The 13,286-nt window shown below is 30.9% G+C and carries 12 protein-coding genes; 4 read left to right on the top strand and 8 right to left on the bottom strand.

The features are described from left to right. Nucleotides 1-14: 14 nt before the first annotated feature. The 4 genes from ACN1CN_RS05935 to ACN1CN_RS05920 all read left to right on the top strand — a co-directional run bounded on the left by ACN1CN_RS05935 (nucleotide 15) and on the right by ACN1CN_RS05920 (nucleotide 4,287). Complete coding sequence (locus ACN1CN_RS05935) at nucleotides 15-1,325, top strand: phenylacetate--CoA ligase family protein (RefSeq protein WP_419134985.1); 1,311 nt, start codon at nucleotides 15-17, stop codon at nucleotides 1,323-1,325. A 41-nt stretch (nucleotides 1,326-1,366) separates the two neighbouring features. After that, nucleotides 1,367-1,894, top strand: coding sequence for an ORF6N domain-containing protein (locus tag ACN1CN_RS05930; protein WP_419134984.1), 528 nt, complete (start codon nucleotides 1,367-1,369; stop codon nucleotides 1,892-1,894). Between the two features lie 117 nt (nucleotides 1,895-2,011). Next, the gene (gene wecB, locus ACN1CN_RS05925) at nucleotides 2,012-3,100 is read left to right on the top strand and encodes a non-hydrolyzing UDP-N-acetylglucosamine 2-epimerase (RefSeq protein ID WP_419134983.1); all 1,089 of its coding nucleotides are present in this window, start codon (nucleotides 2,012-2,014) and stop codon (nucleotides 3,098-3,100) included. Continuing rightward, the gene (locus tag ACN1CN_RS05920) at nucleotides 3,100-4,287 is read left to right on the top strand and encodes a glycosyltransferase family 4 protein (RefSeq protein WP_419134982.1); all 1,188 of its coding nucleotides are present in this window, start codon (nucleotides 3,100-3,102) and stop codon (nucleotides 4,285-4,287) included. Before wecB ends, ACN1CN_RS05920 begins: the two co-directional genes overlap by 1 nt. A gap of 61 nt (nucleotides 4,288-4,348) precedes the next feature. Here the strand turns inward: ACN1CN_RS05920 and ACN1CN_RS05915 are convergent, their stop codons facing one another. From ACN1CN_RS05915 to ACN1CN_RS05880, 8 genes are all read right to left on the bottom strand, one after another. Continuing rightward, a complete protein-coding gene (locus ACN1CN_RS05915) occupies nucleotides 4,349-5,332 on the bottom strand; it encodes a UDP-glucuronic acid decarboxylase family protein (protein ID WP_419134981.1) in 984 nt (327 codons plus the stop codon). A 123-nt stretch (nucleotides 5,333-5,455) separates the two neighbouring features. Continuing rightward, entirely contained in the window at nucleotides 5,456-6,193 is a 738-nt protein-coding gene (locus ACN1CN_RS05910; protein WP_419134980.1) for a hypothetical protein, read from the bottom strand. A 214-nt stretch (nucleotides 6,194-6,407) separates the two neighbouring features. Then, on the bottom strand, nucleotides 6,408-7,532 hold the full coding sequence (locus tag ACN1CN_RS05905) for a glycosyltransferase (RefSeq protein ID WP_419134979.1): 1,125 nt from the start codon (nucleotides 7,530-7,532) through the stop codon (nucleotides 6,408-6,410). Next, nucleotides 7,525-8,733 carry an O-antigen ligase family protein gene (locus tag ACN1CN_RS05900; RefSeq protein WP_419134978.1) on the bottom strand — a complete coding sequence of 403 codons (1,209 nt, stop codon included), beginning with the start codon at nucleotides 8,731-8,733 and terminating at the stop codon, nucleotides 7,525-7,527. The genes ACN1CN_RS05905 and ACN1CN_RS05900 overlap by 8 nt, the downstream gene beginning before the upstream one ends. After that, complete coding sequence (locus ACN1CN_RS05895; RefSeq protein ID WP_419134977.1) at nucleotides 8,730-9,524, bottom strand: glycosyltransferase; 795 nt, start codon at nucleotides 9,522-9,524, stop codon at nucleotides 8,730-8,732. Before ACN1CN_RS05895 ends, ACN1CN_RS05900 begins: the two co-directional genes overlap by 4 nt. Then, a complete protein-coding gene (locus ACN1CN_RS05890) occupies nucleotides 9,517-10,518 on the bottom strand; it encodes an O-antigen ligase family protein (RefSeq protein ID WP_419134976.1) in 1,002 nt (333 codons plus the stop codon). Before ACN1CN_RS05890 ends, ACN1CN_RS05895 begins: the two co-directional genes overlap by 8 nt. A 386-nt stretch (nucleotides 10,519-10,904) precedes the next feature. Then, nucleotides 10,905-11,981, bottom strand: a complete 1,077-nt coding sequence (locus ACN1CN_RS05885; protein ID WP_419134975.1) for a glycosyltransferase — start codon at nucleotides 11,979-11,981, stop codon at nucleotides 10,905-10,907. A 6-nt stretch (nucleotides 11,982-11,987) separates the two neighbouring features. Next, the gene (locus ACN1CN_RS05880) at nucleotides 11,988-13,205 is read right to left on the bottom strand and encodes a flippase (protein WP_419135022.1); all 1,218 of its coding nucleotides are present in this window, start codon (nucleotides 13,203-13,205) and stop codon (nucleotides 11,988-11,990) included. Nucleotides 13,206-13,286 lie beyond the last annotated feature (81 nt).

Genomic DNA, 13,286 nt, shown 5'->3' with positions numbered 1-13,286 from the left:
AAATAATACCACAAATGATTTCTCTTTTCGATATTTCACTGCAATTAAATGGTTTTCCGATAAAGAAAGCCAAAGCTGAATTGAATGAAATCAAGAATTTATCGGAAACACAATATCTTCGTTTTCTTCAACAGAAAAAAGAAGAAATTGTAGCTTTTCATCTGGAAAACAACTCTTTTTATAAAGAATTGATCGGGGATATAACCGAATTGAAATGGGAAAATTTACCCGTTTTAAACAAACAAAATTTACAGAAACCACTCGAAGAAAGACTATCAAAAGGTTATTCGAGAAAAAACATTTACCTCAACAAAACATCCGGGTCTAGTGGTACTCCCTTTGTTTTTGCCAAAGATAAATACTGCCATGCCCTAACCTGGACCTCTATTTTTATGCGTTTCGGTTGGTACCATATCGACTTTAATCACTCCTATCAGGCTCGTTTTTATGGTATTCCAATGGATTTTATTGGCTATCACAAAGAACGAATTAAGGATTTTTTGACGCATCGTTTCCGGTTTCCGGTTTTTGATTTATCTGATGCTGTTCTTGAAAAGTTTCTACAAAAGTTTAAAACTAAAAAATTCGATTATATCAATGGATATACTAGTTCAATCGTTTTGTTTGCCAAATACTTAGAACAAAAAAATCTTATTTTAAAAGACGTTTGCCCTACTTTAAAAGCCTGTTTTGTCACTTCCGAAATGCTTTTTGAATCGGATAAAAAGCTTTTAGAAAAACAATTCGGAATTCCGATTATCAATGAATACGGTGCTTCAGAATTGGATTTGATTGCTTTTGAAAACCCAAACGGCGATTGGCAAGTAAATGCTGAAACCCTGTTTGTTGAAATTTTAGACGAAAACAATCAGGTTTTGCCTTACGGTAGCGAAGGCCGCATTGTGATTTCCTCTTTATTCAACAAAGCACATCCGTTTATTAGATATGATATTGGTGATATTGGAATTTTAGACGAAAAAAGTACACTACAAAAACCTATTCTAAAAAAACTTACTGGAAGAACCAACGACATTGCGACTCTCCCAAGCGGCAAAAAATCACCTGGTTTGACCTTTTATTATATAACCAAAAGCATTATTGAAGACGACGGAAATGTTAAAGAATTTACCATCAAACAAATGCAATTAGATTCTTTTGAAATTGAGTATGTAAGTGATATTGAATTAAATGCAACTCAAATTCAAAAAATAGAAAAGGCAATTGCTGTGTATTTAGAACCCAATTTGAATTTTAGTTTTACCCGAAAAACCGTCTTAGAAAGAAGCAAAAGCGGAAAGTTAAAACAATTTAAATTTTATCTTTAATATAAATAAAATCCTACATTTGTTTTTCTAATTAAAAACTTATGAAGGATCAATCTTTACTTTCTGAAGAAATTATTTCCAACAAAATATATTATATCCGCAATCAAAAAGTAATGCTGGATCGTGATTTGGCATTACTTTATGGAATTGAAACTAAACGATTAAAAGAACAAGTCAAAAGGAATCGAAACCGTTTTCCTAATGATTTTATGTTTGAACTTACCAAAATAGAATTTGAAAATTGGAGGTCGCAAATTGCGACCTCCAATTCTGAAAAGATGGGTTTACGCTATGCCCCAATGGCATTCACAGAACATGGAATATTAATGCTTTCAAGTATTTTAAATAGCGACAAAGCAATTCAAACCAATATTCAAATCATGCGCATTTTCACCAAAGTGAGACAAATGCTTTTGGATACAACTGAAATAAAAGTTGATATTCTTCAGATTCAAAAAAAGTTAGAGAATCATGACAAGAATATTGAATTGGTTTTTTCTTATTTAGATGAATTAGCGGAGAAAAAAGAAAATGAAAGTGAGAGAGTGAAAATTGGATATAAAAGATAGTTCCTTAATTCTCAAAAATTACACTTAGGTATTGAAGAAAATCTCTCAATCGACCAAGAATTCAATTTAAACTTTACTTTTGCCAAAAGAATGTTTTAAAAAGAATTCAATTAACCTATGAAAATCACCCTAATCGCAGGTGCAAGACCTAATTTTATAAAAATAGCTCCCCTTATTAATGCTATACAAAACAAACAAAATGAAGGTTTTGATGTTTCGTTTCGATTGGTTCATACAGGTCAGCATTACGATAAGAATTTAAGTGATACTTTTTTTGAAGAATTAAATATTCCCAAACCAAATGTAAATCTGGAGGTAAAAAGTGGCTCGCAGGCCGAGCAAACTGCCGCAATTATGATTGCTTTTGAGAAGGAATTACTTCAAAATCCTACCGATTTGGTTTTGGTTGTTGGTGATGTAAATTCGACGATGGCATGTTCAATCGTGGCTAAAAAATGCAATACCAAGGTAGCGCATGTTGAAGCAGGAATCCGTTCCGGAGATTTAACAATGCCCGAAGAAATCAATAGAATGTTGACAGATAGTATTACCGATTACTTTTTTACAACCTCAACTTCAGCCTCAGAAAATTTACTAAAATTAGGCTCCAATCCTGAAAATGTACATTTCGTAGGAAATGTTATGATCGATACTTTATACCAAAACATCAATAGAATTTCTCCTCCTGATTTTTGGGAAGAACATCAGCTTAGCGACAAAAACTATGTTGTCCTGACCTTACACCGCCCCGGAAATGTCGACAAGGTTTCTTCTCTTATTGCTTTGCTTCAGGGAATTGATGATTTGGTAACTAACAAAAAAATACTGTTTCCTATTCATCCAAGAACACAGGCTATTTTGGGAGAAAGTGCAATTTCTTTTAAAAACATCATTTTTGTTGCGCCCCAAGGTTACCTGAATTTTATGTATTTAGTAAAAAACAGTTTTGCAGTTATTACCGATAGCGGTGGTATTTCTGAAGAAACAACTGTAATGGGAATTCCTTGTTTTACGATGCGAAATAACACCGAACGCCCTGAAACCGAAACCATCGGCTCTAACACTATTGTGGGAACGTCCTTAGAAAATTTACAAAATGTCTTTGGTCTGTTCTTGAAAAATGGCCCACGAAAAAGTAGTATTCCGGAGCTTTGGGATGGAAAAGCATCTGAGCGAATTGTTTCAATTTTATTGGATAAAAACTAATGAAGGATATTCTGATTATATCAAACTATTATCCACCTGAAAAAGGTGCTGCCGCCAATAGAATAGAACAACTTGCTTTAAAATTAAATCAAAACGGATATGAAGTTTCGGTAATTTCTCCGCTTCCAAATTATCCGAAAGGTGAATTATTTCCGGAATACAAAGGCCTATTTTCTGTTACTGAGAAGATTCAGAACATTACATTAAAACGTCTTTGGATTTATCCAAGTAACAGCCCGAATATCTTTAAACGAATTGTTTCGACACTTTCCTTTTCAACTGCTTTATTTTTCTATTTGTTATTTGCCAAAACGCCTAAAAAAGTTATTGTACAATCACCTCCTTTGCTGCTCTCTTTTATTTCGGTTTTTGTTCTTTGGCTAAAGCGTAAAACCATAATTTTGAATGTTTCAGATCTTTGGCCTACCGCTGCTATCGAATTACAAGTACTTAAGAAAAATAGTATTTCGCACAAGATTTTGCTTTTTATTGAACGGTTTATTTACCAAAAAGCCACACACATTTTCGGGCAATCTAATGAAATCATTACTCATATTCATTCGATCTTTCCTGAAAAGAAATGTTTTTTGTATCGCAATTATCCGGATCATTTTGTTGAAAATTTCCTGGAGGAAAAAGACAATTCCGGAGACCCCATTAAATTATTCTACGCCGGATTATTGGGGGTTGCACAAGGTCTTTTTGAACTTATTCAGCAAATGAATCTTGAAAACGGCAACATCGAACTTCATATTTTTGGCGACGGGGCTGAGAAAGCTCAGATTGTGAATTACCTTAATGAAAATCCAACTAAAAAAATTGTTTTTCACGGAATGTTAGAACGTAACGTTTTGCATGAAACTTTGAAAAGCTTAGACATTGCCCTTGTTCCGCTTAAAACGAGGATTTACGGCTCTGTTCCTTCAAAAATATTCGAATATAGTGCTTTGGGCTTTCCTGTTTTTTATTTTGGAGGCGGTGAAGGCGAAGATATAGTAACCGAAAATAACCTTGGCTGGGTCGTTCCCGTTGAAAACTTTCAGGATTTAAACACCACTTTGATCGAAATCTCCAGACTTGGTAAAGAAGAAATTCAAAAAATGAAAAAGACTATTTTTTTTCATGCAAAAAATCATTTTAATCTGGATCAGCAAATGAAAAAACTCATCGAAAATAATGCTTTTTAAGCAGCTTCCGAAAAATAGAAACGGGCATTATTTCTGGAATAATGCCCGTTTTCTTTTATTATTATTTGATATAATTCGAAAAATCTTTGTGTTCTTCTTTTGAAAGCTCTTCTTTTGAAAGTGATCTGAAATAATCATAAGTAATCTTCATTCCTTCAGAGCGGCTTACTTTTGCTTCCCAACCCAACAGCTCTTTTGCTTTTGTAGTGTCTGGCTGGCGTTGTAACGGATCATTTATTGGTAATGGATGGTAGACTACCTTTTGATTGGTTCCTGTTAGTTTAATGATCTCTTCTGCGAAATCTTTAATCGTGATTTCATCCGGATTTCCAATATTTACCGGATATACGTAATCCGAATGCAACAGTCTGAAAATACCTTCAACCTGATCATCTACATAACAAAAAGAACGCGTTTGCATACCGTCACCAAAAATCGTTAAATCTTCCCCACGTAATGCCTGTCCGATAAAAGCCGGAATTACACGTCCGTCGTTCAGACGCATTCTTGGGCCATAGGTATTAAAAATACGCACGATTCTCGTTTCTACGCCATGAAACGTATGATAAGCCATTGTGATCGATTCCTGAAAGCGTTTTGCTTCATCATACACCCCGCGTGGTCCAATTGTATTTACGTTTCCGTAGTACTCTTCGGTTTGTGGGTGAATCAGTGGATCTCCATAAACTTCAGATGTAGAAGCAATTAAAATTCTGGCCTTTTTTACACGGGCCAATCCCAATAAATTATGTGTTCCGAGAGATCCTACTTTTAAAGTCTGGATTGGAATTTTTAAATAATCTATAGGGCTTGCCGGCGAAGCAAAGTGTAATATATAATCTAAATCACCCGGAATGTGTACAAACTTGGTAATATCGTGATGGTAAAACTCGAAATGTTCTAACTTGAATAAATGTTCTATGTTTTTAAGATCTCCGGTAATCAAATTATCCATTCCGATAACATAGTATCCTTCTTTGATAAAACGATCACATAAATGCGATCCCAGAAATCCTGCTGCTCCTGTAATAAGTATTCTTTTCATAGTAATTATTTATACATCGCAAATGTAACTGATTTGAAAATTATAGAAACTATTCTATAAAAAAACTGCCTAAAATAATTAGGCAGTTCTATAAAATATCTAAACGGATTGCGTTTTGTATCGTTACTTCTTATTTACTTTTGCTTCAAGCATTTCAATCCTTTTGTTCTGTTCAATAATATAAAGCGTTAATTCTTCTATTTTTTGTAAAAGAGCATTACTCATTTCTCCCACCTGTAATCCTTTTTCCTTTATTTCCTGAGCTGAAGGAACATTTGGCAAGTGATTATTCTCTTTAGTGAATTTCTCTATTTCAGCTAAGGTTGGCATCACATAATCCGATTTTAAATCAGATTTGCCTGTGTAATACTTTTGAAAAACATAATCCGCAGGTATCTGTAAATCTACTCTCACTTCCTCGGCATGAATTTTTCCTTTTACGGTTAGCTTTTCATCCGGATTAATTGAGCCTATACCGACATAGCCATTATTATTACTTATAAACATTCTTACTTTAGCTCCGGAAAAATTATTGTTAGCATGAAGTGGTATCGTACTAAAAGCAAGTCCGAAATTATTCCCATCAGTTCCTGTTGGAGAAAACAAGGTATGAATTGAATTTGAAGTATATGTTTTATCTGGATTTCCCGACCATCTGGAAAACAGGATAGTGGGTTCATTTGCTGCACTACCAGTAGGTATAACACCCAACAATAGTTTCATATTAAGAATATCGTAAATTTCTAATTTACCGCTTGGTGTACTTGTCCCGATACCAACATTACCACCACTTTGGTAAATGTTCTGACAATAGGATACTGTGTTAATGAAAATAGCAATTGCTAAAAGTATTTTTCTCATAATATAAAACTGATGTTATTTTTTCTGTAATTATAAGAAAAATTTTATTAAAAAATAACAATTGTCAAAAAAGTTGCATCAAATTTTTATATGCTTCTATCATAAGTAAATAGCCCTGTCGACAACTCTTATCTATTTTATAAAAACGACCAAAAAAATTTAAAATAACTACAAACACCCAATGTAAAAAATCTTTCCACTAATATTTACTACATTATTCTAACTCTTTTTTATAAATAGATTCAAGATCCTTTATTTTTTGACCAATGTTGTGATGTTTTAAAAATGTGTCTTTTGCATTTCTTGAAAATTCATTATGCAAACTTTCTTCTCTTAACAACTTAATTATTTTTTGGCTAAATTCTTTTGTATCATTATTTTTAATACAAAATCCATTAAAGTCATTCTTTATTAAATCACGATTTCCATCACAATCCGAAACGACATTTGGAATAGATAATGCCAAACTTTCAATAATTGCATAAGGCAGGCCTTCGTACCTCGATGTTGAAACATACAATTTTGATTTACTGGTAATATGTAATACATCTTCTCTTGAAGTCCAATTCAGAATCGTTATTTTATCTTTTAAGTTTAGTTTTAATACCAAATTTTCAACCATTTCCAATTGATCTGCATGATGTCCAACACCAACTAAAACCAAATGTATGTCTTCTGTTTTGTTAACTTCATATAAAACACGTATCAATTCTTCAGTATTTTTTTGATAACATGGTCTTCCTACACTACAGAGGTACTTGTCGGGCCAGGTTTTTGGTATAGAAAGTCTAAAAACTTTATCAATAGGTGTTATAGCATTATTAAAAAGTGCCGTTTTAGATCTAGCATAACCTACCTCTTCAATTGCCCTTTGCAATTCTGATTCTGAAGAAGCCAGCAAAACTGAATTTCCTTTCGAAAGTAATTTTTCAATTAATAGAAAAGCGGTTTTTTTTATTTTTTTGTCTGTGCACAAATAGGAAAAAGCCTGTGGTGTATGGAGAACTTTTATACCAGTTAAAAAACCAATAACCCTTGCAATAACACCACCCTTTGTACTGTGTGAATGTATTAAATCTGGTCGTTCTTTCCGAATAATTTTTAATGCTTTTCTTATCGCTAAAAAATCATTTTTGATCGAAATTTCACGATGAATGGGTACCTTAAATTCTACGATTGATTCAAAATTCTTGTCCTGAAATAAGGCCTGAGTATCAGAATCTCCGTGTATAACAATGCTTTCAAACTCTAATGTATTGATATTTTGAAGTATTTGTCGCAATGAAACATCTACACCTCCAACGGAATGCAAAATATGTGCAATTTTAATCTTACTCATTTATTTTGTTCTTAACATGGGATAAAGTTAAAATAAATATCCCCACAAGGTAACATCCAAATTGTCTGTAAAATATATTCTCAACGCAAAAGAATAATAAAAATGCTGTTACAATAGCCGTTTGAAAAAAATTTTCTCTTACTTCACTAAATAATTTAATAAAAAAAGCAACAAATAGCCCAAATCCTATTAAACCTCCTATTAAATATAAATCAATAAACTGATTGTGGGAGTTGAATTTTTCTGATAGAAAATAGTCTTTTTTAGATACATTTTCAATTGTACTGCTATAACAATCTAAAAAATTATCTGAGATTGTGCCATATCCATCAAATCCAATTAAAGAATTAAAATCACTTTTATGTGTCATTGAAAAAGCACAATTCCAAATTACAATTCTTGGTTCATAATCAGATGCTACTTTTAGTGATTCTTCAAGATTGTTTTTTACAAAAAAACGTTCAGAGATATTTTTATTTGTTACTACAATCAATCCAAAGAAAATGATAAACGAAATAAGAAAAACTACCTTTTTTAACAAGCTAATTTTAGCATAAAAAAATAAATAGATTATTGCCACTAAAAACAATGTTATAATAGAAATTCTTGCCGAAATTAAAATTATAAATAAAAACAGTAGCACTGCGTTAGTTATCCAAAAGTACTTACCTTTTGTTGAAATAAACGCCTTTTCAATAGCTAATAAAAAACCTACTACAGTTATAAAACCTATATAGGGCCGCTCTAGAAGTAATAATTCATTTACTTCTGCTGTATTTGAAAAAGGTAATGTATGGTGTTTCAAAAAAAATAAACTTACTAAAAAGACAGAACAAAAAATTGCACTATTTATCCCCCACAAAATTACTCCCTTCAAAGAATTAAAATCAGTTATTTTTTTCAAGACAACTGTTAACCAAAACAATAAAAAGAAGCCTTTGTAAACTTTAAAATCGTACAATATGGTACCAAAAAAAACCGATTTTACAGTAAGAAACCCCAATAAAACCAATAAAATAGTTCTTGATGAAAAGGTAAAATTTAATCCTAAACCTTTATTCTTTCTGCAATCAATAATTGTCCAAACAGACAAAATTGCCAGGATAATATTAGGTATTGCCTTTGAAAAAAACAATGAAAGCAATAATGCATAAATGAGATATTCAAAGCCTTTTTCTTTAATTAGATCTCTAACTCTCATCTTTTAATTCTTTTTTTAATTGCTAAAATTATAGTATAAGGCATAATTAGTAATATATAATTTCTGACAAGCCCATATATCGGATAAAATCCAATATAAAAATTTTCCTTTATAATTTGTATTCTCGCTTTAACCTGTTGTTTTCTTTTTTGAATTGAAATACCATTTTCATTAATTTCAATTTGAGTTAGATATTGACCAATATTAGCCATTTTAAACTTTTTTGAAATAGCAAAAAAGAACGCATAGTCCTCTGCCGATTTATGTTTTATCGAATAAAAACCTATTGTGTCTATAATTGATGTAGTAAATAATATTGCCGGATGAATCAACATCGAATTAAAATACATCTTATTTTTTATGTCCTTGTCTTCTAATGGTAAATTGATCGCATACAAATAATTATCATTACTATCCACTGCCAATACGTTTGAGCCTACTATTTTTATTTCGGGATTTTGGTCCAAAAATGCAGCCTGAATAGCAAATCTCCTTCCTAAACAAACATCTCCACAATCCAATCTTGCTGTATATTTATACCTCTTTGCAACACTAATTTTAAGACCGTGGTTTAATGCAAACTCAATTCCCTGATTTTGCTCCAGGTATTCAAAATAAAGAGTTCCTTTTGCTTTGAAATTACTTTGAAGTATTACCTCATCAAATTTATTTTTACTTCCGTCATCTACAATAATAATGTCTAATTCTTCATCAGGTTCAATCGAATTCAACGATTTTATTAAACCTTCAGAATTATTATAATATGGAATCAAAAGTACAATCTTATTCATTTTCCGCTAAAATTGATTTTTTCCTCATTCGAATTAAAATTGCCAAACCTAACCAAACACCATACATTCTAAAAGTATCAATTTGAAGCCAATTTATATACAACCCTGAAAGAGAAATAAAAAGAATCATTAAAAGTACCCTTTCTTCTCCTTTGGTGGTTTTCATTAGTAGTCGTATTTCATTAATCGAAAAACAAAGTATCATTAAAAACAATATAATTCCAACTAATCCCGTCTCTGCCAACAAACGGGTATAAATATTATATCCTGGAGGAAATGCCTTTTCTTTTTTATTCTTATAAAATAATTTGAACTCATAATTATTTCGTGTTGCCCATATTGGGTAATGTGTTCTGTTATGATATGTTTGCTGACCAAATCCAACACCTATAATCGGATTTTCTAAAAACACCTGTACAGAAGCATATTGCATTCCGAATCGCGATTGATTGGAAACACTTTTGGTAAGATTCTTTTCAAAATCTAAAGAATCTACTTTTTCGGCAACAGATTTAAGTACTTTTTCTCCGTTTAGAACTAGCAATACACTAAAAATAAGAGAAAATCCAATTATAAAATTTGTGATATATTTCTTAAATCTTTGGTCCTTATATAGAAAAACAGAAAAAATAATCAATTGAATAAAAATCACAACAAGTCCTGTTCGAGATCCCGAAAAATAAGTTAAAACTAAAATCGAAATCGTAGGCAAAAACCTCCATGGACTATTACTGGTAATAATATAACTAAACATCCATCCAGAAATTGTAATAAGATAAATGGCTAAAAATGGCGGCTCATAGGATATTGATGAAATTCTTTCTTGCGGAAAAAGATTGACTTCTAAAAATGGGAAATAATTGAATATCTCCAGAAATTTGTAAAAAAAACGATAGCCGAATGCGGAAATTAAAATTTCGAAAAAACCATATACTGAGGCTACTATCAAAGACCAAAGAAAAATTTTCCTTATTTTAAAGAGAATTTCTTTCATCTCCATTTTTACCAAAACATTTACGTACAATATTAAGAACACCAGACTTGATAATAATAAAGCGAAATATTGTCGTGCAAACCTGTTTATACCTCCTGTTTGTTTAAAGTAATTGGATGAAACAGTATTTATGTTCAATAATGTAGTAATCAAACACCAAATTAGAAAAAAAACTATTAACTGAAAAATAAGGCTTTTATAGGGGATATAAATTTTTCTGGAAAAGGTAACGTCAAAGCATAAAACCAGAAACCCTACTATTAAAAAAAGAGCTCCAGCTTCGCTTTTAAATTCGCCCAACAAAGGAATCCCTTCATAATTATTGAAAGGAAAAAAGAAGAGTCCTAAAAAGAATAATATTGTATATAATTTTCTAAGCAATATTTTTAAGTTTTACTGATTTTAAGGTTATTCATACTTCGAACAACCTCTGAGAGTTTGGGGTGATAAACAAATTTAACTGCCAAAACTAATAAATACAAACCAGCCGCAGATTTGTTTTTTATACTTTTCAAAACTAATGATTCAAACACTCCCTGGTTTTTTAGAATATCCTTAGAATATTTTTTTGAAACATTAATAACTTCCAGATCAAAAGCTATGCTTTTTATTTTTTCAAATTTCTCTTTAAATGAAACGTTTAGAATTGCATACTTAAATATCAAATAAAAAACTTTCTGAACAAATCGAACTGCTTTTAATCTATTAATTTCTTCTTCAGAAAGGCTTAGATTACATCTTTCTTTATAATTTAAATGAAGTTTTTGAAGCGCTATTTCAAAGTAATCAACTTTAAACAAATTCTTAGAAACTCCATTAAAAACTTCTCTATAGAAATAACCTGAATAATCTATAAAAAGAACATTTGAGGCCGCATTAAATGCCAATAAATTAAACAATTGATCTTCCTCATAAATACTTGGAAAAGTAACCTTATGATTTAAAATAAGATCTCTTTTGTACAATTTATTCCAAACTGAAAAAAGATCTTCTCTTTCTAATAGATTTGAAATAATATTTTGCCGAATGTACTCTTGATAATATATTATATCTGTTGGAAATATTTCTTTTTTAAGAACGTATTTTTTATCCCTTCCTAAAAAATAATTAGAAACAACCAAATCTGTGTTCTCTTTACTTACTCTATCGTATAAAGTCTCAAACATTTCATCTGCAACAAAATCATCAGAATCTATAAAACCAATATATTTCCCTTTTGCTTCAAGTATTCCAACATTTCTAGCTATACTTCGCCCGGCATTTTCCTGATTAATAATTCGAATTCTTTTATCAAATACCTGATAGCTTTCAATTATTTCCAGACTCCTATCAAATGAACCGTCGTTTATAAAAATAAATTCACATTCCTGCAATGTCTGGTTTGTCAATGATTTAACGCAATCATGCAAAAAAGATTCTGCATTATAAACCGGAATAATCACGCTAACTTTTATTTGTGTCATATTGATTTACTTTAACATGATTTTATTAATCTCTTTTTTTGCATAAAACCACATACCGAAAACTATAAAAATTTGCGTAATCAACAATGAAATAGCTGTACCTATTTCCTGGTAAAATTGGGTTAAAATAAAATTAATACCCAAGTTTAAAATTGTTGCAAACAATATAACCCGAAAATACAATTTATCTTTTCCTAAGTTTAAAAGAATTTGTTTCCCAAACATAGTATCTAGAAACGATAACAAAGGTATAAGAATTACAATTCTGAATATAAGTACTGCAGGAAACATTTGCCTACCGTAAATAATTTCTATGATTTGTTCTGCAAAACAAAAACATACCATTATAATTACAGAAAATAAGATGGCTCCAACTAGCGTTATTTTCTTTATTTTTTGAATTGTTTTTAACTTATCTGCAATCATTTCCTTTGAGAGATATGGAAAAATTGTGTTTGAAATTGGAGTTTGAAAATTACCTATTGCCCTTGCGAGTTTTTCAGCTGCAGAAAAATACCCTACAGCATGATTTCCCGCCAGAATTCCTAAAATCAAAGTGTTTGTATTTGTAAATAATGAAATTTTAAGTTCCGATAAAAACACATATTTCGATTTTTGAAGTTGTTCTATTATACCGCTTAAAGGCTGTATTTTGAATCTAATGTTAAAATCCTTCCGTATATAAAACAAAGCAAAAATACCTGCAAATATAAACCCTAAGGCGTTAAAAACAGGAACCAGATAAAAATCGGCCTTTTCTCTAACAAAAATAAAAAGAGCCAATGTAAAAATTAATTTGGTAGCCAGATTGAGATAAGTAATGTATTTCATCTTCTGAATTCCCTGAAAATACCAAACTGGGAAAATTGCCTGACCAAAAATGGAACCAAATGAAAATAAATAGATAATCCAATAAGTTCTGAAAATTTTGAATGAAAATACAAATGTCATCATTACAACAAAACTTACAACCACTAAAAATAGTTTTGCTGACATAATTTGGTTAAAAACCAGATTTTGCTTCTCGTAATCATCAGCAACCAATGAAATATCGCGCGTTCCTGTAGCATTAAAACCGTAATCGGTAACGATTTGGAAATAAGTAACGAATGCAAAAGAAAATGATAACAATCCGAAATACTCAACACCTAATACCCTAATTAGATAAGGAAAGGTGATTAAGGGTAAAAGCAAATTTAAACCTTGAAGCAAAGAAAGATACACGAAATTTGAAGCTAAAATTTTGTGCTTTTTATATCGATGGAATATATCAAAAATTAGCTTCAATGTTTAGTCGTATTATTA

The organism is Flavobacterium sp. T12S277, assembly GCF_048514875.1.
Taxonomy (GTDB): domain Bacteria; phylum Bacteroidota; class Bacteroidia; order Flavobacteriales; family Flavobacteriaceae; genus Flavobacterium.
The sequence above is the reverse complement of the archived record's forward strand: the minus strand, read 5'-3'. Positions and strand labels throughout refer to the sequence as shown.

Coding starts and splice junctions, on each gene's coding strand:
- ACN1CN_RS05905 (WP_419134979.1), bottom strand. CDS start 7,532: ATGAGTAAGATTAAAATTGCACATATTTTGCATTCCGTTGGAGGTGTA.
- ACN1CN_RS05900 (WP_419134978.1), bottom strand. CDS start 8,733: ATGAGAGTTAGAGATCTAATTAAAGAAAAAGGCTTTGAATATCTCATT.
- ACN1CN_RS05885 (WP_419134975.1), bottom strand. CDS start 11,981: ATGACACAAATAAAAGTTAGCGTGATTATTCCGGTTTATAATGCAGAA.
- ACN1CN_RS05935 (WP_419134985.1), top strand. CDS start 15: ATGATTTCTCTTTTCGATATTTCACTGCAATTAAATGGTTTTCCGATA.
- ACN1CN_RS05920 (WP_419134982.1), top strand. CDS start 3,100: ATGAAGGATATTCTGATTATATCAAACTATTATCCACCTGAAAAAGGT.
- ACN1CN_RS05895 (WP_419134977.1), bottom strand. CDS start 9,524: ATGAATAAGATTGTACTTTTGATTCCATATTATAATAATTCTGAAGGT.
- ACN1CN_RS05890 (WP_419134976.1), bottom strand. CDS start 10,518: ATGAAAGAAATTCTCTTTAAAATAAGGAAAATTTTTCTTTGGTCTTTG.
- ACN1CN_RS05915 (WP_419134981.1), bottom strand. CDS start 5,332: ATGAAAAGAATACTTATTACAGGAGCAGCAGGATTTCTGGGATCGCAT.
- ACN1CN_RS05910 (WP_419134980.1), bottom strand. CDS start 6,193: ATGAGAAAAATACTTTTAGCAATTGCTATTTTCATTAACACAGTATCC.
- wecB (WP_419134983.1), top strand. CDS start 2,012: ATGAAAATCACCCTAATCGCAGGTGCAAGACCTAATTTTATAAAAATA.
- ACN1CN_RS05930 (WP_419134984.1), top strand. CDS start 1,367: ATGAAGGATCAATCTTTACTTTCTGAAGAAATTATTTCCAACAAAATA.